Raw genomic sequence first — 19,873 nt, 5'->3', positions numbered from 1 at the left:
GCACGTACCGTGGCCGAGATCGTTCTTGAGGGCGTCACCAAGCGGTTCCCCGACGGGTCCGTGGCGGTGCGCGACGTCGACCTGGAGGTGGCGGACGGGGAGTTCGTCATCCTGGTGGGGCCCTCGGGGTGCGGGAAGTCGACGACGCTGAACATGATCGCGGGGCTGGAGGACATCACCGAGGGCACCCTGCGCATCGGGGGGCGCGTCGTCAACGACAAGGCGCCGAAGGACCGGGACATCGCCATGGTGTTCCAGAGCTACGCCCTGTACCCGCACATGAGCGTGCGCGACAACATGGGGTTCGCGCTGCGGCTGGCGAAGACGGACAAGGCGGTCGTCAGGGAGAAGGTGGAGGAGGCCGCCCGCATCCTGGGCCTGACGGAGCACCTGGACCGCAAGCCGGCGCAGTTGTCGGGCGGGCAGCGGCAGCGCGTCGCGATGGGCCGGGCCATCGTCCGCGACCCCAAGGTCTTCCTGATGGACGAGCCGCTGTCGAACCTGGACGCGAAGCTGCGGGTGCAGATGCGCACCCAGATCTCCCGGCTCCAGCAGCGGCTGGGCACCACCACCGTCTACGTGACGCACGACCAGACGGAGGCGATGACGCTCGGCGACCGGGTCGTGGTGATGCGGGGCGGCGTCGTGCAGCAGGTGGGCACGCCGCAGCACCTGTACGACGAGCCGCGCAACCTGTTCGTGGCGGGTTTCATCGGCTCGCCCGCCATGAACTTCCTGCGGGGCGCGGTGGAGGGCGGGCTGCTGCGCACGGCGCTGGGCGACCTGCCGCTGGAGGACGGGGTGCGCGTGCGGCTGGAGGCCGCGGGCGCGCCGCGCGAGCTGGTCGTGGGGCTGCGTCCCGAGGCGTTCGAGGACGCGGCGCTGGTGGACCCGGGCGGCCGGGGGCGCGGTTCACGGCGGGCGTGGAGGTCGTGGAGTCGCTGGGGTCGGACGTGTACGCCCATGTGGAGGCGGAGGAGGACGAGGTGCCCGCGGCCGCCGCCCGGCCCGCCGAGTTGGCGGAGCTCGCGGCGGAGGCGGGAGCGGCGCCGGGCGGGCGGATCGTGACGCGGCTGAGCACGGCGACCCGGGTCCGCGAGGGCGCCCCGGCGGAGCTGTACGCCGACACGTCGGCCATGCACCTGTTCGACCCGGCGAGCGGGGTGAACCTGACGTACCGCGAGGACCGGGGCCCCCGCCGGTGACGGAGGGTGATGAGCACACCGCGGGCGCCGTGCGTACTGCTCGGTGAGCCAGGCGGCAGTCACCGAGGGACCGAGGGAGAGCCACGCCGATGAGACGACCGTTCGCGTTCCAGTACGCCGTGCCGGCCGATCCCGTGGACGTCCCCGTACCGTACGTCTACGACCCGGCGCTCCAGCTGAACGTGCTGCCCGACGGCCGGCCGGCGATCACGGACCGGGAGGTGCTGCGCGCGACGGGCACCACGACGTCGACGGCCGGCTCCCAGACGCACTTCGACGACTGAGCCGCGCGATGAGCGTGCTGGTCCTGACGTGCGAGCAGGACGTGACGGCGGATCTGGTGGTGGCCCGGCTGCTGGAGCGGTCCGTCCCGGTGGTGCGGCTGGACCCGGCCGACCTGCCCGGCAGGGCAGCGCTGTCGGCGGAGTACGTACGGGGCGAGGTCCACGGCTACCTGTCCGTGGACGGCCGCATGGTGAGCACCGCCGCGCTGCGCGGCATCTGGGTCCGCAGGCCCGGAGAGCCGGCGGCGCGGGCGCCGGGGGCGTCGCCGTGGCTCACCGAGGAGACCCGGCAGGCGCTGTACGGGATGCTGCTGTGCACGGGCGCGCGGTGGATGAACCACCCGGGTGCGGCGCAGCGGGCCCGGTACAAGCCGTGGCAGCTGCGGCTGGCGCACCGCAGCGGCTTTCCCGTGCCGCCCGCGGTCGTCACCACGTTCCCGAGGGCCGCGCAGGAGTTCGCGGCGCTGCACCGGCAGGTCGTGGTCAAGACCCTGTCGGGTCCGCCGCGGGACACCGGCGGGGAGGGGCCGCTGGCGATGCCGACGTCGCTGGTCGGGCCGGGGGCGGACTTCGCCGCCGTGGCGGCGGGTCCCACGCTGCTCCAGCGGTACGTCGCGAAGCGGGCCGACGTGCGGCTGACGGCCGTCGGCGGCGGCTGTTCGCCGCGCGGAAGGACGCCGTGCCCGGCCAGGTCGACGGGCGGTACGGCGACACCGGCCGCGCGTGGCGCCCGGTGGGGGTGCCCGAGCACGTGGGGCGGGCCGTACGGGCCTATCTGGAGTCGGCGTCGCTGGCGTACGGGGCGTTCGACTTCGCGGAGGACGCGGCGGGGGTGTGGTGGTTCCTGGAGTGCAACCAGGGCGGCCAGTTCGGCTTCGTGGAGCTCGCCACAGGGCAGCCGATCGCGCGGGCGGTCGCCGTGTGGCTGGCGGGTCGGCCCGCCGGGGGCGCGGCTGCGGTGGGTGCGGCGGTGCGCCCGTCACACCCGGCCGTGGGCTTTCTGGGCGCGCCGCGACAGCGAGTCGATGACGACGGCGAGCAGCAGCACCCCTCCGGTGATCATGAACTGGACGGCGCCGCGGATGCCGAGGAGGGCGACTCCGGACGCGATCGACTGGATGACCAGGACGCCGAACAGCGCGGACCAGACCGTGCCGCGGCCGCCGAAGAGGCTGGTGCCGCCGATGACGGCGGCGGCGATGGCGTTCATGAGCAGGTTGCCGCCGCCGGAGGACTGGCTGGCGGAGGTGACGCGGGAGGCGAGGAACAGCCCGCCGAGCGCGGCCATGGTCCCGGAGACCATGAAGACGGAGATCCGGACCCGGTCGACGCTGATCCCGGCCCGCCGGGCGGCCTCCAGCCGGCCGCCGAGCGCGAACACGGTCCGCCCGTACCGTGTGCGGCGCAGTACCTGGTCGAGGACGACGAGCAGGACGAGGAAGATCAGCAGGGCCAGGGGCAGCCCCTGGAACCGGTTGAGCACGACCGCAGTCGCGAAGGCGACCGCGGCGAGGGCCGCGGTGCGGACGGCGATCTCGCGGGTGCCGCGGGACGGCACACCCGCGGAGCGGCGGCGGCGCGCGTCGGTCACGGCGGCGAGGAAGTAGCCGGCGACCCCGACGGCTGCCACGCCGTAGGCGACGGCCACGTACGAGAAGTAGTAGTCCGTCAGCTGGGCGACGAGGCCGTCGTCGTCGAGGTTGACGGTGCCGCTCGCGCCGAGGATGTACAGCATGAGGCCGTTCCAGCCGAGCAGCCCGGCGAGGGTGACCACGAAGGCGGGTACGCCGACCTTCGTGAACACGAGGCCCTGGAAGAGGCCGATGGCCGTGCCCAGGGCGACGGCCAGCGCCACCGCGGGGGCCTCGGGCATGCCGTGGTGGACGTTCAGCACCGCGAACACAGCCGCCGAGAGTCCGCTGACGGAGCCGACGGAGAGGTCGATCTCGCCGAGCAGCAGCACGAAGACGATGCCCACGGCGATGAGTCCGGTGCCGACGATGTCGATGCTGAGGTTGGACAGGTTGCGGGGGGAGAGGAACGCCTCGTCGAGGCCGGCGAAGATGATCCAGATGGCGGCGAGGCTGATCAGGACGGGCAGTGAGCCGAGCTCGCCGACGCGCAGCCGGCGGGTGAGCGCCTCGCCGGAGTGCGCGAGGCGGGCCCGCGTCGTCCGACTGTCCCCTGCGGTCGGCGCGGCCCTCACCGGTCCGCCTCCCACTCGGGTGAGGTCCTGCGGGTCACGGCGTTGTCCGTCGCTCCGGTGATCGAGGAGACGATCTGCTCGTAGGAGGTGGTGGTCACGTCGAAGAAGCCGTTGTTCCGGCCGAGCCGCAGCACGGCCACGGAGTCCGCGACCGCTTTGACGTCGCCCAGGTTGTGGCTGATGAGGAGGACGCCGAGGCCGCGTTCGCGCAGCCGGTCGACGACGTTGAGGACCTGTGCGGTCTGCTCGATGCCGAGTGCGGCGGTGGGCTCGTCGAGGAGGACGAGCCGGGGTTCCCCGATGAGGGAGCGGGAGATGGCGATGGTCTGCCGCTGGCCCCCGGAGAGGGAGGCCACGGGGAGCCGAACGCTCGGCATGCGGATCGCGAAGGAGTGCAGCAGGCCGAGGGTGCGGCGCTCCATCTCGACCTCGTCGAGGAGGCCGAAGCGGCGCAGTTCGCGGCCGAGGAAGAGGTTGCCGACGACGTCGAGGTTGTCGCAGAGCGCCAGGTCCTGGTACACGGTCGCGATGCCGAGGCCCTGGGCGTCGTGGGGGCGGGTCAGGTGCACGGTCCTGCCCTCCCATGCGATCGTGCCGCGGTCGGCGGGGTCGACCCCGGCGATGACCTTGACGAGGGTGGACTTCCCGGCGCCGTTGTCGCCGACCAGCGCGACGACCTCGCCGGCGTGGATGTCCAGATCGACGTCGGCGAGGGCCTGTACGGCGCCGTACCGCTTGCGGATGCCCCGCAGGGCGAGCAGGGGCGCCGCTGACTGGTGGGCCATGGGCTTTCACTCCGTGTCGGTCAGTCCGGCCTTCTCGCAGGCGGAGGCGTACTCGGGGGTGCAGATCTGGTCGACGGTGTGGAGGCCGTCCGCGACGACGGTGTCCCGTATGGTGCCGGCGGTGACGGGCACGGGCGTGAGCAGGACGGCCGGGATGCCGTGGGTGCGGGTGCCGGGGCCGCCGTCGTCGTCGCCGCTGGTCACCGTGGACTCGGCGATGCCGTCGAGGGTCTGCCCGCGGACCAGGGCGACGGCCATCCGGGCCGCGGCGTCCGCTTCCTGCCGGAACGGCTTGTAGACGGTCATGTACTGCTCGCCGGCCACGATCCGCTGGATGCCGGCGAGCTCGGCGTCCTGGCCGGTCACGGGCGGCAGCGGGCGGATCCTGGCGGACTTGAGGGCGGCGATGACGCCGGAGGCGAGACCGTCGTTGGCCGAGTAGACGCCGTCGATGCCGTCCGCGCCGAGGGCTGCGATGGCGCCGGCCATGTTCAGGTGCGCGTTCGTGGGCCGCCACTCGACGGTGTCGTACGACTTGGCGATGTGCACCCTGCCGTCGAGGACGGACAGCGCACCTTCCTTGAACCACCCGGAGTTCGGGTCCGCCGGGTCGCCGTTCATCATGACGATCCGGCTGCTGCCGGCCTCCTCACCGAGGGCGTCCAGCAGGGCCCGCGCCTGGAGGCGGCCGACCTCCTCGCCGTCGAAGGACACGTAGCCGGAGATCGGCCCCTCGGCGAGCCGGTCGTAGGCGACGACATCGATTCCGGCGTCGCGCGCCTTCTCGACGGAGGAGGCGACGGACCGGCCGTCGACGGCGCTGAGGACCAGCACCCGCACCCCCTGGGTGATCATGGCGTCGATCTGCTGCCGCTGGATGGCCACTTCCTGCTGGGCGCTGGCGGACCGCACGGTGCACTCGGGGCACAGCTCGCGGATGCGCTGCTCCAGAAGGGGCCTGTCGTACTTCTCCCAGCGGTCGGTGCTGCCCGGCAGCAGCAGGCCGATGGCGTTGCTGTCCCGGGCGACGGCCTGTCCGGCCCCGCCGTCGCGCACCTCGGCGGCCTTGCCGCAGGCGGCGAGCCCGCCGCCGAGGAGCAGCACGGCGAGCGCGAGGGCCCCGGCACGCCGCCGACCCCGCCGGCGCCGCCGCGCTGCGGGGGCGGCGGTACGGGGGCGGTGGTTTGGGGGCGGTGGTACGGGGGCGGCGCCGCGCCGTGCCGCCGGAGGGCTGCGCGGGGGCGGGGTCGAGAGCCACCGGGGGCACGGGCGGCGACTGGGGCACGGCGGCGGTGGCGGTAGCGCTGGCGGCGGCAGCGGTGGCTGTGGCTGTGGCTGTGGCTGTGGCTGTGGCTGTGAACTGCGGGGGCGCCGACCGGTCGTCGGTGTGCGGGGGCCGGGGCTGCCGGTCGGTGTCGGGTGGCGGCGGGGCCTGCCGATCGGCGCCCGTCCGGGGCGGGGCCTGCCGATCGGCGCCCGTCCGGGGCGGGGCCTGCCCGCCGGGGCTGTGCGGGCGCGGCGCCTCCCCGGCGGGGCGGACGGACGCAACCTGCGCAGTCGTCTGCGGGGGCTGAAGCCGCCGGGCGTCGGGCAGGGGCGGAGCCAATCGACCGGCCTCCGGCGGGGGCGGGGCCTGCCGGCCGGGGGTGTGCGGGGGTGTGCTGCGGGGGTTCATGGCGTCCGCTCCACGGTGAGTTCGGCCCAGACCTGCTTGCCGCCGCCGAGCGGCAGGGAGCCCCAGGACGTCGACACGGCCTCGACGAGCAGGAGCCCCCGGCCTCCGGTCGCCTCCCAGTCGGTGCTGGCGGCCCTGACGGGGGCGCGGGGAGAGGTGTCGTTGACGGCGATGCGCAGCCGGTCCCCGGCGAGCGTGAGGTCCAACCGCACTTCCCCCCGCGTGTGGGCGACGGCGTTGGTGACCAGCTCGGAGACCACCAGCAGCGCCATGTCGAGCGCCCCGTCCGCGGACCAGGAGCGCAGGGTGCGCGCGGTGAAGCGGCGCGCGTGCATCACGGCGTCCGGCAGCCGCCACACCGCCCAGCGGGCGCGGATGGGCCGTACCCGCATGCCGTCGTAGCGCAGCAGCAGGACGGCCACGTCGTCGTCGCGGCGGTGGTGGTGCGCGAGGAGCTCGTCCGCGACGCGTCCGGGGTCGGCCGGGTCCGCGGCGGCGAGCAGGCCGCGCACCGCCCGCATGCCCTCCTCCATCGGCAGGCTGGAGGACTCGACCAGCCCGTCGGTGACGAGGGCGAGCAGGGTGCCGGGGGCCAGTCCCCACTCCGTCATGGGGTACTCGGCGTCCGCCAGGACACCGAGCGGCGGGCCGCCTTCGGCGGCGGTCTCCAGCGTGGTGCCGTCGGGCAGGCGCAGCAGCGGCGGCAGGTGCCCGGCGCGGACGACCCAGGCGATGCCCTCCTCCATGTCGAGGTCGACGTAGCAGCACGTGGCGAACAGGTCGGTCTCCATGCCGACGAGCAGCCGGTTGGCGTGCGCGACGACGACGTCGGGCGGGTGGCCCTCCACCGCGTAGGCGCGGATGGCGGTGCGCATCTGGCCCATGATGGTCGCGGCTCCTGCGCTGTGGCCCTGCACGTCGCCGATGACCAGCGCCACGTGCCCGTCGGCGAGCGGGATCACGTCGTACCAGTCGCCGCCGACCTCCAGCCCGCGGGTCGCGGGAAGGTAGCGGGCCACAGCGGTGCCTCCGCCGAGGTCGGGGAGTTTGCGGGGCAGCAGGCTGCGCTGGAGCATCGTGGCCAGTTCGTGTCCCGCGTCCAGGGCGTGGGCACGCGTAAGGGCCTGACCGACCATGCCGGCGGTCGCGGTGAGCAGCGAGCGTTCCTCCGCGCCGAAGCGGTGCTCGCGGTCCCAGCCGACCAGGCACACGCCGACCGTCCTGCCCTCCGCGGGCAGCGGCAGCACCGCGAGGCCGCCAGGGCCGATGCCCGCCAGGCCCGGTTCGAGTCCGGTGTCGGCGGGCCACAGGCTGACATGGCCCTCGCGGAGCGCGCCTTCCAGCGTGGGCAGGGTGTGGCAGGAGGCGTCGGGCCACTCGGAGCGCCACTCGGAGCGCCACGACTCGGGCCAGGCGTCGGGCTGCGGCGGGTCGAGCAGGGTGACCACGAGCCGGTCGCCCTCCAGTTCGGCGACGGCGACCCGGTCGGCGCGCAGCGGTTCACGCAGGGCGTCGACGACGACGCGGCTGACCTCCCGGATGGTGGTCGCCCCGGCGAGCGCGGCCGACAGCCGCTGTACGAGGGACACGTCGTCGACGCTGGGCCGCAGGTAGGAGGCGTCGCCGACGACCCCGAGCACCCGGGCGGGGGCGCCGCGGGCGTCCGTCTGCACCCGGCAGCGCAGCCCCAGCCAGCGCAGCTCGCCTCCGGGCCTGCGGATACGGAAGGCCAGCTGCTGGTCGCCGACCACCCGGCCCGGTTCGACGATCGCCATGAGGGCCGGGAGGTCGTCGGGGACGGTGTGCTCCAGCAGGGTCGACACGTTGCCGTCGAACGCGTCCGGCGCGATGCCGAGCAGGTCGAGTACGGAGTCGTCCGCCGCCATGCGGCCGGTGTGCACGGTCATGACGAAGGCGCCGCCGCGCCGGGGCAGCAGGCCCGGCCCGGTGCGGGGGCTGGGTTCGGTGCGCGCCGGCAGCGTCCGGGCGGCCGCGGCTTCGAGGCCGGCGGCCGTCTGGTCGGCGTACAGCTCCAGCAGGGCGCGCTGGTCGGCGTCGAAGCCCGCACCGGGCCGGGCGGCGACGAGCAGGCACCCGAGCAGCCTGGACTCGCCGCCCAGCGGCAGCGCCCCCAGCACCACGGGCCCGCCGCCCGGCGGTTCTCCGGATCGGGGGCCGGGGTCCGCACCGTCCGGGTCGGCGTGGCCGGCGGTGGGACCCGCACGGGCGCCGCCGGACCACTCGGGCACATCCCGCAAGGCGGACACGTCACCGTCCCGCCGGACCCGGTCGCGGGTGCCGGCACCGCCCCGGGCACCGCCCTCACTCCCGGCATCGCCCTCACCCCCGGCACCGTCCTCGACGCGTGCGCCGCCTCGACCCGGGCCCCGTTCCCGACGGGTGCGCCGGCGGACGCGTCCTCCCGGGAGGCGTGCGGAAGGTGCCGCGCGCCGCCTCGCAGACCGTGTGCCACCCCGCCGCGGCTCTCCCCGCCGGGCTTGTGCGGGGTGCCGCCGCTCTCCCCGCCGGGCCGGTGCGGGGTGCCGCCGCTCTCCCCGCCGGGCCTGTGCGGGGTGCCGCCGCTCTCCCCGCCGGGCCGGTGCGGGGTGTCGCCGCTCCCGCCGGCACCGGGCGCGTCCGCCGCCTCCGTCCGGGGGCTGCCGGCGGCCGCGTGCGCCCCGAGGCCGCCGTGTCCGGTCGCGCCGTCGCGCAGCGGCGGTTCACGGTCCCCGTCCGTCGGAGGCTCGGCCCGCTCCGGCTCGTGCTCCGCGTCGGCAGCGAGCGCTTCGGTGCCCAGCCACAGCGGCCGCCCGGCCCGGCACGCCTCCGCGACCGAGGAACGACCGGTCAGGGTGTACGCCGGGGCAGGAAGGAACGGTCCGCCGTAGTCGACCGTCTCCGCGAGCCGCAGCTCGCTCCCGCTGTCGGCCAGCACGTACACCGCGGCCATCCCCACACCGCCGGAAGCAAACATCTGCCGGGTCAAAGCCTGCACCGCCTCCGTACGCGGCATGCCGCACGCATGTTGTACCGTGCACCGCCTTCCCTCCATGCTGCTACGCGGCAGGCGGTACAAGCCAGCTAAAAGGGCCGACATCCACACACATCCCCCCTACGGGGACATAGCGCAAGCCGTCGACCGCTCGCCGTGACCGCGCGCGACGGTGCACTGCCTGTGCGCCGGCCTCGGCAGCTGCCGGGGCTATGGGACTGCCCTACCGCACAGCCCGACCGGCTCCCTCCCGGACGTGCGTCACCGGATCAGGCGGCGGCGCCAGTCCAGGGGCGTGACGGTGACGGCCTGGCCCGGGTCGCCGTCCCACTCGACGCCGAGGCCGACCGCTTCGAGGGCGGCCACGACCTCCCGGCCGACGGCAGCGGTGGTCTCGGACGAGCCGTCGAAGCCGCCGTAGAGCAGCATCAGTCCGTTTCCGGCGGCGGCGGAGTCCGTGCACTGGGTGTGGAAGTAGACGAAGCCGCGGTCGTCCGGCCCGCCCTCGTCACCGATCTCGGCCTGGCTGCAGGTACGGCAGCAGGTGAAGTTCTCGCGGGCGGTGATGCCGGCTTCCTGCAGGGCCCTGAACGCGCGGGTGAGCCGCTCGGGGTCGGTCTCGCCCTGCCATGCGGCCTGCTCCCCGACACGTTCCAGCCACAGCCGGTCGGCCAGCGCCTCCGCCTGCTCCCGTGACACGGGCCGACGGTCCGCGGTGACCAGGCACTCCTCGGCGAGCTCCGCCAGTTCGGCCCGAGTGGCATAGCCGCCGACCAGCGCCTCGCGGACGCGCCGTTCCAGCACCTCGCGCTCGCCCTCGTCGAGGTCGAGGGGCGGCACCTCGCGGAGAGGGCCCATGTCCAGAAGCTCCCAGGCGAGTCCCTCGTCCCAGCCCGCCTCCTGGCGGGCCCAGCCGGTCATCGCCGCGCTCACCGCCTCGGGGCTGTCCACCGCGACCTGGAAGTGCCGGTCGGCGGCGCCGTCGCGGTGCTCCAGGGTGTAGCCTCCACCGGACTCGTGCCAGACCTGGGCGAAGACGTCAGGCCGGTCGGGTATCCGCTGCACCACCAGGAACCGGTCGCCCTCCCCGCCGATGCGCCGGGCCAACCCGGCAAGCTCCTCGGCGGACACCCGGACGTGCCGCTCCCCGTCCTCCGTCTGCACCCCGATCTCCAACCTGCGCAGACTCTGGCACACCCCTCTGACAGTGGGCCGCCGCGCCCGCCGCCTGCGGAGCGTCCCGGGCAAGGCCCGACGGCACCACCCCGGCCGTACCCGGCGCAGCGCAACCCGCCGCAGGAGACGTGGCGCGGCCGTGCCCGCGCGACCGCCGCCAGGACACCGCGCCATGGCCGTGCCGGGCAGCGGGCACCAGACGGTGCCGGCCGCGTGAGGCCGCACCGCCGCCACGACGACGCGGTCATGACCGCACTCCTCAGTGTGGGGCCTGTCGCGATTCGGCCACGGCTCGTCACAGGCGCGCACCGGCCGTGTCCTTTCGGCCGCTCGGCCCATTGTCCGACCGTCGGATCACGTACCCACGCGCGGGAGGCGTTTCATGGGCAGGCACAGGCGGCTGCATCGGACGGGCGGGGCCCGCCACGCGGTGGTGCGGGTCACCACCGCCATGGGGGTGGCCGGGGCCTTGGCCATCGCACTGCAGCAGGCCCGTGACACACCGGTCGCGCAGGCCGGTCCCGACCACCCGCGCAGCGCTCGTCCGGAGCCCGGTTCCGGTGCGGGCAGCCCGTACGACGAGGCGGGGAGCGGTCATCCCGGCAGCGGGCCCGGCGGCGTGCCCTCCGGCCACCCGGTGCCCGGCGCCTCCGGCACGGCGGCCGCACCACCCGGGCGGCAGCCGACGGAACCCACCGGCCCTGCCGCGTCGCCCGCGTCCGCCGGATCGGCGACCGCCGTACCGGCAGTGCCGTCCTTCCCTCCGGCGCCCGCGAGCGGGCCGGGCCCGGGGCCGACCGGCGCAGCAGCCGACGGCACGTCGGCGGACGGCGCATCGGCGGACGGCGCCTCGGCGGACGGCGCCGGAGTGCCCGTGCCGGGCCCCGACACGTCGGTGCCGCCCGTCCCTCCGCAACCGGACGCCCCGGCACCCGCCCCCTCCCCCACGCCCGTGGGGGCGCTGCGCGATCTCCTGGACAGCCTGGTGACCCCCGAGGACGGGTCCGCGCCGGCGGACGGCGGGACCGGCACCGCCGCGACGTCCCCGCAGTGACCTGCCCCGTCGTGCAGGGCCCGGGTACGCGGGGCAGCGGGTGCCGGGTCGGGCTCAGGAGTTTCGCACCACCGGTGAGACAGCAATACTGTTGCACCAGTGCGACACCACAGGGAGATGCGAGGCCCATGGCGACCCACACCGAGCCGCAGCAGACGTACACGGTGGACGAACTCGCCGCCCGTGCCGGGGTCACCGTGCGGACGATCCGCTTCTACGGCACGCGGGGGCTGCTGCCGCCGCCGGACATCGGGCCGCGCCGGGTCGGCCGGTACGGGCCCGGCCATCTGGCGCGCCTCGCGCTGATCGAGGAACTGCAGCGGCAGGGCATGACGCTGGCCGCGATCGAACGCTACCTGGAGCAGCTGCCGCCCGACGCCAGCGCGCAGGACCTGGCGATGCACCGGGCGCTGGTCGCCACCTGGGCCCCCGACGCCTCGGAGGAGCTGACGCGCCCCGAACTCGAACGGCGGGCGGGGCGGGCCCTCAGCGACGCCGACCTCGACCTGCTCGCCGGGATGGACGTGCTGGGCGAGACGGGCGCCGAGGGCGTGCTGCGGGTAGACCTCGGGCTGCTGCGGCTGGGCCTCCAGATGCTGGACGTGCCGATCCCGCACGAAACCATCCTGGCCGCCCGCGCGGTGCTGGTGGAGCACACGCGCGAGGCGGCCCAGGAACTGGCACGGCTGTTCCGCGAGGAGGTGTGGAACCCCTACCGGGAGCGGGAGGCGGACCCCCAGGATCCGCAGCACGTCAAGGCGATGAAGTCGCTGTCCGCGCACATGCAGCCGCTGGTGGTGCAGGCCCTCGTCACCGCTTTCCAGCGGTCGCTGAGGGACGAGCTGCGGGCCGCCTTCCGCGCCCCCGGGGAGGACGGGGCGCTCAGTCCGTGAACGTCTCCCCCCGCTCGGCCTTCTCCAGCAGCAGCGCCGGCGGCTCGAAGCGCTCCCCGTACCGCTCCGCGAGCTCCCGGGCGCGGGCCACGAAGCCGGGCAGCCCTCCCTCGTAGCCGTTGATGTACTGCAGGACGCCGCCGGTCCAGGCGGGGAAGCCGATCCCCAGGACGGAGCCGATGTTGGCGTCGGCGACGGACGTCAGCACGCCTTCCTCCATGCAGCGCACCGAGTCGAGGGCCTCGGAGAAGAGCATGCGCTCCTTCATGTCCTCGAAGGGGACGCGGGCGTCCGCCTTCGTGAAGTGCTCGCGCAGGCCCGGCCACAGGCGGGTGCGCCTGCCGTCCTCGTCGTAGTCGTAGAAGCCGGCGCCGCCGCTGCGGCCCGTGCGGCCGAAGTCGTCGACCATGCGGTCGATGACGGCCTCCGCAGGGTGGGTCCGCCAGGTGCCGCCCGCCTCCTCCACCGCGCGCCGCGTCTCGTTGCGGATCTTCCGGGGCAGGGTGAGGGTCAGTTCGTCCATCAGGGACAGCACCTTCGCCGGGTAGCCGGCCTGGCCCGCGGCCTGCTCGACGGAGGCGGGTTCGACGCCCTCGCCGATCATGGCGACGCCCTCGTTGATGAACTGGCCGATGACGCGGGAGGTGAAGAAGCCCCGGCTGTCGTTGACGACGATGGGCGTCTTGCCGATCTGGCGTACCAGGTCGAAGGCGCGGGCGAGGGCCTCGTCCCCGGTGGCCTCGCCCTTGATGATCTCGACGAGGGGCATCTTGTCGACGGGGGAGAAGAAGTGCAGCCCGATGAAGTCGGCGGGCCGGTCCACGCCCTCGGCGAGCGAGGTGATGGGGAGCGTGGAGGTGTTCGAGCACAGCAGCGCGTCCGGTGCGACGACGCCCTGGACTTCCTGGAACACCTTGTGCTTGAGCGCGGTGTCCTCGAAGACCGCCTCGATGACGGCGTCGCAGCCCGCCAGGTCCGCCGTCCCTGCGATGGGCCGGATGCGGGCGAGCAGGGCGTCCGCCTTCTCCTGCGTCGTGCGGCCCCGCTGGACGGCCTTCGCGCAGAGCTTCTCCGCATGGGCCTTGCCCCTCTGCGCGGCCTCCTGCGACACGTCCTTGAGGACGACGTCGATACCGGCCTTGGCGCAGGCGTACGCGATGCCGGCGCCCATCATGCCGGCGCCGAGGACCGCGGCCCTGCGGACCGGGCGCGGTGCGACGCCGTCGGGGCGGCTGCGGCCGGCGTTGACGGCCTGGAGGTCGAAGAAGAACGCCTGGATCATGTTCTTCGCGGTCTGGCCGGTCACGAGCTCCGTGAAGTAGCGGCCCTCGATGGTCAGCGCGGTCGCGAAGTCGACCTGTGAGCCCTCGACGGCGGCCGCGAGGATGGCGCGGGGCGCCGGGTAGGGGGCGCCGTTCAGCTGCTTGCGCAGGTTGGCGGGGAAGGCGGGGAGATTCGCGGCGAACTTCGGGTTCGACGGCGTGCCGCCCGGGATGCGGTAGCCGGGGACGTCCCACGGCTGGCGGGACTCGGGGTGGGCGTCGATGAACGCGCGGGCCTTGGCGAGCATCTCCTCCGGCGTGGCTGCCAGTTCGTGCACGAGGCCGTTGTCGAGGGCGCGGCGCGGGGTGTACTGGGTGCCCTGGAGGAGCACCTTCAGCAGGGCGTCCGCGATGCCCATGAGGCGGACGGTGCGGGTGACGCCGCCGCCTCCGGGGAGCAGGCCGAGGGTGACCTCGGGGAGGCCGATCTTGGAGCCGGGGGTGTCGAGGGCGACGCGGTGGTGGGCGGCGAGGGCGATTTCGTAGCCGCCGCCGAGGGCGGTGCCGTTGACCGCGGCGACGACGGGTTTGCCGAGGGTCTCGATGCGGCGCAGCGCGCTCTTGATCTCGGCGGCGGTGTCGAAGACGAGGCGGGCCTCGGCGGGGCCTGCCTTGATCATGTCCTTGAGGTCGCCGCCGGCGAAGAAGGACTTCTTGGCGGAGGTGTAGATGATGCCGCGGATGGAGTCCTTCTCGGCCTCGGCGCGGTCCGCGATCGCGGTGATCGACGTGCGGAAGGCCTGGTTCATGGTGTTGGCGGCCTGGCGGGGGTCGTCGAGGACGAGGGTGACCACGCCGGTCTCGTCCTGCTCCCAGCGGATGGTGGTGCTCTCGCTCATTCGTGGTCTCTCCGTGAGGGGGTGGGGCGGGACGGGTCAGAGGCGCTCGACGACGGTGCCGATGCCCATGCCGCCGCCGACGCAGAGCGTGGCGAGTCCGTAGCGCTTGTCCTGGCGCTCGAGTTCGTCGACGAGCGTGCCGAGGATCATCGCCCCGGTGGCGCCCAGGGGGTGGCCCATGGCGATGGCTCCGCCGTTGACGTTCACCTTGTCGAGGGAGAGGCCCATGTCCTTGACGAAGCGCAGGACGACGGCGGCGAAGGCTTCGTTGATCTCGACGAGGTCGATGTCGCCGATGGTCAGCCCGGCCTTGGCGAGGGCCTTGCGGGCGGCGGGGGCGGGCCCGGTGAGCATGATGGTGGGCTCGGAGCCGGAGACGGCGGCGGAGACGATGCGGGCGCGGGGCGTCAGCCCGTACCGCTCGCCGACCTCCTGGGAGCCGATGGCGACGAGTGCGGCGCCGTCGACGATGCCGGAGGAGTTGCCGGCGTGGTGGACGTGGTCGATCGCCTCGACCCAGTGGTACTCCTGGAGCGCCACGGCGTCGAAGCCGCCGAGCTCGCCGATGTCCGCGAACGACGGCTTGAGGGCGGCGAGGGAGTCGGCGGTGGTGCCGGGGCGCATGTGCTCGTCGTGGTCGAGGACGACGAGTCCCGCGCGGTCCTTGACCGGGACGACGGACCGGTCGAACCTGCCGTCCTTCCACGCTTCGGCGGCGCGGTCCTGGGACAGGGCGGCGTACTCGTCGACGTCGCGGCGGGAGAAGCCCTCGATGGTGGCGATGAGGTCGGCGCCGATGCCCTGGGGGACGAAGTTGGTGGCGAGGTTCGTCATGGGGTCGGCGAACCAGGCGCCGCCGTCCGACGCCATGGGGACGCGGGACATCGACTCGACGCCGCCGGCGAGGATGAGGTCGTCCCAGCCGGAGCGGATCTTGGCGGCGGCCGTGTTCACGGCTTCGAGGCCGGAGGCGCAGAAGCGGTTCTCCTGGACCCCGGCGACCGTGTCGGGCAGTCCGGCGGCGATGGCCGCGATGCGGGCGATGTCGGAGCCCTGGTCGCCGACGGGGCCGACGACGCCGAGGACGATGTCGTCGACGGCTGCCGGGTCGAGTCCGGGGAAGCGGTCGCGGAGCTCGTGGATGAGTCCCACGACGAGGTCGATGGGCTTGGTCCCGTGGAGGGCGCCGTTGGCCTTGCCGCGGCCGCGCGGGGTGCGGATGGCGTCGTACACGTACGCTTCGGTGGTCACTGGTGGGCCTTTCGCGAGGTCGGTCGGCGGGAGTGCGCGGAGGCGTCAGCCGAGCAGGGAGCGGCCGATGATCTCCTTCATGATCTCGGTGGTGCCGCCGTAGATGGTCTGGATCCGGCCGTCGGTGAACGCCCGGGCGACGGGGTGTTCGGCCATGTAGCCGTAGCCTCCGTGGAGTTGCAGGCAGCGGTCGGCTGTGCGCTTCTGCAGTTCGGTGGCCCACCACTTGGCCATGGAGGCGTGGACCGCGTCGAGTGCGCCGTCCGTGTGCTCCTCGATGCAGCGGTCGACGAAGGCGCGGGTGACGGCGCACTCGGTGGCCAGCTCGGCGATCTCGAAGCGGATGTGCTGGAGCCGGGCGAGCGGGCGGCCGAACGCCTCGCGCTCCTTGACGTAGGCGGTGGTGGTCTCCAGCAGGTGTTCGGCGCCGGCCGCGGCGGCGACGGCGATGGCGAGGCGCTCCTGCGCCAGGTGGGTCATGAGGTGGACGAAGGCGCCGTCGCGGTGGCCGAGCAGGTTCTCCTTGGGGACGCGGACGTCGTGGAAGAACAGTTCGGCGGTGTCCTGGGCCTTCTGGCCGATCTTGTCGAGGTTGCGGCCGCGGGTGAAGCCTTCCGCTCCGCGCTCCACGACGAGGAGGGAGAGGCCGTGCGCGCCGCCTTCCGGGGTGGTCTTCGCGACGACGATGACGAGGTCGGCGAGGATGCCGTTGGAGATGAACGTCTTGGAGCCGTTGAGCAGCCAGTGGTCGCCCTTGTCCTCGGCGGTGGTGCGGATGCCCTGGAGGTCGGAGCCGGCTCCGGGTTCGGTCATGGCGATGGCGGTGATGGTGTCGCCGCTGCAGAAGCCCGGGAGCCAGCGCCGCTTCTGCTCGCCGGTGGCGAGGGAGGTGAGGTAGGGGCCGATGATGTCGTTGTGCAGCCCGATGGCGAGGCCCGGGGCGCCGGCCCGGGTGAACTCCTCGGCGAGGACGGCGCTGTAGCGGAAGTCGGCGGTGCCTCCGCCGCCGTACTCCTCGGGGACGGCGAGGCCGAGGAGGCCCTGGCGCCCGGCGGCGCGCCAGGCGTCGCGGGCGACGATGCCGTCCTTCTCCCACTGCGCGTAGTGCGGCAGGACCTCCTTGGCGAGGAAGGTGCGGACGGTGTCGCGGAACGCCTCGTGCTCGGCGCTGAAGATCCGGCGCTTCACCGGGGACCTCCTTCGGTGGGGCGGATGGCCGGGACGTCCCAGTCGCGGGCGATGTCGGCGGCGTCGGCGCCCGGCTGCGCGGGCGGGCGGCGGACGGTGCCGGGGGTCGCGGAGAACCGGGGTGCGGGCGCGGGCTGGGTGAGCCCGCCGTGGCGGGTGAACGTGCCGCGGGCCGCGAGGTGCGGGTGCGCGGGCGCCTCCCTCAGGGACAGGACGGGCGCCACACAGGCGTCCGTACCCTCGAAGAGGGCCGTCCACGCGGCGCGGGTGCGGGTGCGGAACCGTGCGGCGACGGCCTCCTTCAGGTCGTCCCACCGTGCGGGGTCGCCGCGGAGTGCCGCCTCGTCGGGGGTGAGGCCGAGGAGGTGGGCGAACCGGTCGTAGAAGCGCTCCTCCAGGGCGCCCACCGCCATGTGGCGGCCGTCGGCCGTCTCGTAGGTGCCGTAGAAGGGGCAGCCGCCGTCCAGCAGGTTGCCGCCGCGGAGGCCGTCGCGCCAGGTGCCGGCGGCGAGCATGCCGTGGATCATGGTGGTGAGGTGGGCGGCGCCGTCGGTGATGGCGGCGTCCACGACCTGCCCGGTGCCGCCCGGTCCCCGGGCGTGGTGCAGGGCGGCGAGGACACCGGTGACGAGGTACAGCGCGCCGCCCGCGTAGTCGCCCAGCAGGTTCGCCGGCACGGGGGGCGGGGCGCCGGGGGCGCCTCCGGTCAGGGAGAGGCCGCCGGTGACCGCGAGGTACGTGATGTCGTGTCCGGCCCGGTCGGCGAGCGGTCCTTCCTGGCCCCAGCCGGTCATCCGGCCGTAGACGAGCCGGGGGTTGCGGGCGAGGCAGGGGCGGGGGCCGACGCCGAGGCGCTCGGCGACGCCCGGGCGGTAGCCCTCGATGAGGATGTCGGCGCGCTCGGCGAGGTCGAGGACCGCGGCCGGTCCGCCGTCGGCCTTGAGGTCGACGAGGACGGAGCGCTTGTTGCGGTTGGTGAGGTCGTACGCCGGGTCGATGCCGAGGCCGGGGCCGCCGGGCCGGTCGACCCGGACGACGTCGGCGCCGAGGTCGGCCAGCAGCATGGCGGCGAAGGGGCCGGGGCCGATGCCGGCCAGTTCCACCACGCGCACCCCGGCGAGCGGGCCGTGGCCGTGGGCGCCTCGGGCGTCCCGGCCGTTGGTCGCTGTCATACGGCTCCCCTCGTCCCGCCACCACACTGTGACAGTACTGCTGTAACAGTGATGATGTTAAGAAGGGCCCGCAGCCCGCACAAGCCCCGCCGCACCCCTGTGGAAAACCCCCGGGACGCCGGACCGGCGGCGCGCAGGCTCAGTCGCGCACCAGGCAGAAGGGATGGCCCGCCGGGTCCGCGCACACGATCCAGCCCCGGTCCGGCGGCCCCGCGTCCAGGACCGCGGCCCCGAGGGACACAGCCTGGGCCCGGGCCTGCTCCAGGTCGGCCACGCCGATGTCCAGGTGGAACTGCTGCGGCCGGTCGGGGTCGCCGGGCCACCGCGGCGGGCGGTAGGGGTCGGCGCGCTGGAAGGCCGGCACCGTCCCGTCGTCCAGGTGGAGCGTCGCCCACGCGCCGTCCCGCGACCACCGCGGGTCCGGACGGTCGACCTCACCGCCGAGGAGCCCCTGATAGAAGCGGGCCAAGGGGCGCGGCTCCGGGCAGTCGAGCACGGCGCACTGCAAGCGGCCGATCATGAGGCCGACCCCTCCGCGACCCCCGGGGCCGCCGGGCCTGGCTCCGCCGCGACCGCCGCCGCTGCACCAAGGGCCCTGCGGCAGAGCGCGTCGGCGTGCCGCGTCGTCTCCGGGAGGCGGTAGCGCGGCGTCAGCGCCAGGGTGTGGGCGCAGGCGCCTTCGAGGGTCACGCGGTGGCCGGCCGAGACGAAGACCGGCTTGACGCCGTCCCGGGTGCGCAGCGCCCGCCCCACCTCCTCGTCACCGGCCAGCAGCGGCGACGAGGCGCCGCGCCGCTCCCCCGGCGTCTCGTACGTGAAGGTGAACGGGTTCTTGGCGACGCCGATGACCGGCAGTCCGGTGAGCACGCCGAGGTGGCTGGCCAGCCCGAAGCGGCGGGGATGGGCCCGGCCGTACCCGTCGCAGACCACGAGCCCGGGTCCGGCGGTCAGCGCCCCGAGGGCGGCGAGCACGGCCGGCAGCTCCCGGAAGGCGAGCAGCCCGGGGACGTACGGGAAGGAGACGTGTCCGACGGCGGTGGCCCGGTCCACGACCTCCAGGGTGCGCGCGTCCAGCACGACGGCGGCCGCCGCGACGAGGTCGCGGTCGTCGTCGTAGGCCACGTCCACCCCGGTCACGAGCCCGGTGCCGGGCGGCGGCCCCGACTCGTCGAGGACGACACGGCCGCGCAGGGCGTCCTGCACGGCCAGCGCCTGCGCCTCGTCGGCGGGCCAGTCGGCGGGTGTTTCGAAGATCGTCATAGTGCCGCCACCCTACGGCGGGGCGCACCGCAGGGACAGCCTGTCATGTGATGTACATCACAGTCTCAGGCGGTCACTCGCCGGTCGGAATGCTCGTCCTCCCCCATACGAGGGAGAGCTACGAGGGAGCAGGACTTGTCGACCGTCATCGAGCAGGCCGTGGAGGCCCGTCTCGTCGCGTCCGCGCCCCGCACGGACGCCGTGTCCGCCACGCTGAGCTACGACCGCCGCGACCCCTTCGCCGTACGGATGGCCTTCCCCGCGGAGGCGACGCTGGAGGGCGTGGAGGTGGTGTGGGAGTTCTCCCGCGACCTGCTCCTGGCGGGCCTGGGCGCCCCGGCCGGCACGGGTGACGTGCGCGTACGCCCCTTCGGCCGCGACCGCGCGGTGCTGGAGTTCCACGCCCCCGAGGGCGTCGCCATGGTGGAGGCGCGCGCCGCGGATCTGCACCACTTCCTGACCCGCACGCGGCACGTGGTGCCGCTGGGCTTCGAGCACCTGTTCCTGGATCTGGACCACGAACTGGCGGAACTGCTGCGCGACGCGCGCTGACCCGTAATTCCTTTGCGGC

General features: G+C 74.4%; 15 protein-coding genes and 2 pseudogenes. 6 read left to right on the top strand and 11 right to left on the bottom strand.

The genetic code is table 11. The annotated features are described in order from the left end of the window. The first annotated feature begins 9 nt into the window (after nucleotides 1-9). The 3 genes and pseudogenes from L6E17_RS23100 to tgmB form a co-directional block, all read left to right on the top strand. Nucleotides 10-1,205: pseudogene (locus L6E17_RS23100) on the top strand (ABC transporter ATP-binding protein). Nucleotides 1,206-1,294: 89 nt separating this feature from the next. Further along, complete coding sequence (gene tgmA / locus L6E17_RS23090; RefSeq protein WP_236242656.1) at nucleotides 1,295-1,489, top strand: putative ATP-grasp-modified RiPP; 195 nt, start codon at nucleotides 1,295-1,297, stop codon at nucleotides 1,487-1,489. Nucleotides 1,490-1,497: 8 nt separating this feature from the next. Continuing rightward, nucleotides 1,498-2,420: pseudogene (gene tgmB, locus L6E17_RS23085) on the top strand (ATP-grasp ribosomal peptide maturase); the annotation flags it as partial. A 48-nt stretch (nucleotides 2,421-2,468) separates the two neighbouring features. On the opposite strand, the gene L6E17_RS23080 reads toward tgmB, so the two are convergent. The 5 genes from L6E17_RS23080 to L6E17_RS23060 form a co-directional block, all read right to left on the bottom strand. Then, a complete protein-coding gene (locus tag L6E17_RS23080; RefSeq protein WP_236242655.1) occupies nucleotides 2,469-3,695 on the bottom strand; it encodes a sugar ABC transporter permease in 1,227 nt (408 codons plus the stop codon). Next, complete coding sequence (locus tag L6E17_RS23075; RefSeq protein WP_236242654.1) at nucleotides 3,692-4,480, bottom strand: ATP-binding cassette domain-containing protein; 789 nt, start codon at nucleotides 4,478-4,480, stop codon at nucleotides 3,692-3,694. Before L6E17_RS23075 ends, L6E17_RS23080 begins: the two co-directional genes overlap by 4 nt. 6 nt (nucleotides 4,481-4,486) lie before the next feature. Continuing rightward, the gene (locus tag L6E17_RS23070; protein WP_236242653.1) at nucleotides 4,487-5,584 is read right to left on the bottom strand and encodes a sugar ABC transporter substrate-binding protein; all 1,098 of its coding nucleotides are present in this window, start codon (nucleotides 5,582-5,584) and stop codon (nucleotides 4,487-4,489) included. Between the two features lie 567 nt (nucleotides 5,585-6,151). After that, nucleotides 6,152-8,413 carry a SpoIIE family protein phosphatase gene (locus L6E17_RS23065; protein WP_374109127.1) on the bottom strand — a complete coding sequence of 754 codons (2,262 nt, stop codon included), beginning with the start codon at nucleotides 8,411-8,413 and terminating at the stop codon, nucleotides 6,152-6,154. 995 nt (nucleotides 8,414-9,408) lie between these two features. Beyond that, a complete protein-coding gene (locus L6E17_RS23060; RefSeq protein WP_236242652.1) occupies nucleotides 9,409-10,344 on the bottom strand; it encodes a hypothetical protein in 936 nt (311 codons plus the stop codon). 361 nt (nucleotides 10,345-10,705) lie between these two features. Between L6E17_RS23060 and L6E17_RS23055 the strand changes: the two genes are divergently transcribed. Both L6E17_RS23055 and L6E17_RS23050 read left to right on the top strand, forming a co-directional pair. Continuing rightward, nucleotides 10,706-11,377: a hypothetical protein gene (locus L6E17_RS23055; RefSeq protein ID WP_236242651.1), complete on the top strand. Its 672-nt coding sequence runs from the start codon at nucleotides 10,706-10,708 to the stop codon at nucleotides 11,375-11,377. Nucleotides 11,378-11,505: 128 nt separating this feature from the next. After that, nucleotides 11,506-12,270, top strand: coding sequence for a MerR family transcriptional regulator (locus L6E17_RS23050; protein ID WP_236242650.1), 765 nt, complete (start codon nucleotides 11,506-11,508; stop codon nucleotides 12,268-12,270). On the opposite strand, the gene L6E17_RS23045 is transcribed toward L6E17_RS23050, so the two are convergent. From L6E17_RS23045 to L6E17_RS23020, 6 genes are all read right to left on the bottom strand, one after another. Further along, nucleotides 12,260-14,431 carry a 3-hydroxyacyl-CoA dehydrogenase NAD-binding domain-containing protein gene (locus tag L6E17_RS23045; RefSeq protein WP_236242649.1) on the bottom strand — a complete coding sequence of 724 codons (2,172 nt, stop codon included), beginning with the start codon at nucleotides 14,429-14,431 and terminating at the stop codon, nucleotides 12,260-12,262. The two genes, L6E17_RS23050 and L6E17_RS23045, sit on opposite strands and share 11 nt — an antisense overlap. A 36-nt stretch (nucleotides 14,432-14,467) precedes the next feature. Further along, entirely contained in the window at nucleotides 14,468-15,682 is a 1,215-nt protein-coding gene (locus L6E17_RS23040; RefSeq protein ID WP_236242648.1) for an acetyl-CoA C-acetyltransferase, read from the bottom strand. 45 nt (nucleotides 15,683-15,727) lie between these two features. Then, a complete protein-coding gene (locus tag L6E17_RS23035; RefSeq protein ID WP_236242647.1) occupies nucleotides 15,728-16,870 on the bottom strand; it encodes an acyl-CoA dehydrogenase family protein in 1,143 nt (380 codons plus the stop codon). After that, nucleotides 16,867-18,042 carry a CaiB/BaiF CoA-transferase family protein gene (locus L6E17_RS23030; RefSeq protein WP_236242646.1) on the bottom strand — a complete coding sequence of 392 codons (1,176 nt, stop codon included), beginning with the start codon at nucleotides 18,040-18,042 and terminating at the stop codon, nucleotides 16,867-16,869. The genes L6E17_RS23035 and L6E17_RS23030 overlap by 4 nt, the downstream gene beginning before the upstream one ends. Before the next feature lie 139 nt (nucleotides 18,043-18,181). Next, nucleotides 18,182-18,562 carry a VOC family protein gene (locus L6E17_RS23025; protein ID WP_236242645.1) on the bottom strand — a complete coding sequence of 127 codons (381 nt, stop codon included), beginning with the start codon at nucleotides 18,560-18,562 and terminating at the stop codon, nucleotides 18,182-18,184. Further along, nucleotides 18,559-19,302 carry an endonuclease V gene (locus L6E17_RS23020; protein WP_236242644.1) on the bottom strand — a complete coding sequence of 248 codons (744 nt, stop codon included), beginning with the start codon at nucleotides 19,300-19,302 and terminating at the stop codon, nucleotides 18,559-18,561. Before L6E17_RS23020 ends, L6E17_RS23025 begins: the two co-directional genes overlap by 4 nt. Before the next feature lie 135 nt (nucleotides 19,303-19,437). On the opposite strand from L6E17_RS23020, the gene L6E17_RS23015 reads away from it, so the two are divergent. Next, nucleotides 19,438-19,854: an SsgA family sporulation/cell division regulator gene (locus L6E17_RS23015; protein ID WP_236242643.1), complete on the top strand. Its 417-nt coding sequence runs from the start codon at nucleotides 19,438-19,440 to the stop codon at nucleotides 19,852-19,854. Nucleotides 19,855-19,873: the final 19 nt, after the last annotated feature.

Origin of the sequence: Streptomyces sp. CC228A (genome assembly GCF_021390935.1) — a bacterium.
Classification (GTDB): Bacteria; Actinomycetota; Actinomycetes; order Streptomycetales; family Streptomycetaceae; genus Streptomyces.
This window is presented reverse-complemented; position numbering and strand designations above follow the sequence as displayed.

Bases quoted from the DNA above. Each gene is read 5' to 3' on its own strand.
- L6E17_RS23075 (WP_236242654.1), bottom strand. From the start codon at position 4,480: ATGGCCCACCAGTCAGCGGCGCCCCTGCTCGCCCTGCGGGGCATCCGC.
- L6E17_RS23050 (WP_236242650.1), top strand. From the start codon at position 11,506: ATGGCGACCCACACCGAGCCGCAGCAGACGTACACGGTGGACGAACTC.
- L6E17_RS23045 (WP_236242649.1), bottom strand. From the start codon at position 14,431: ATGAGCGAGAGCACCACCATCCGCTGGGAGCAGGACGAGACCGGCGTG.
- L6E17_RS23020 (WP_236242644.1), bottom strand. From the start codon at position 19,302: ATGACGATCTTCGAAACACCCGCCGACTGGCCCGCCGACGAGGCGCAG.
- L6E17_RS23025 (WP_236242645.1), bottom strand. From the start codon at position 18,562: ATGATCGGCCGCTTGCAGTGCGCCGTGCTCGACTGCCCGGAGCCGCGC.
- tgmA (WP_236242656.1), top strand. From the start codon at position 1,295: ATGAGACGACCGTTCGCGTTCCAGTACGCCGTGCCGGCCGATCCCGTG.
- L6E17_RS23055 (WP_236242651.1), top strand. From the start codon at position 10,706: ATGGGCAGGCACAGGCGGCTGCATCGGACGGGCGGGGCCCGCCACGCG.
- L6E17_RS23030 (WP_236242646.1), bottom strand. From the start codon at position 18,042: ATGACAGCGACCAACGGCCGGGACGCCCGAGGCGCCCACGGCCACGGC.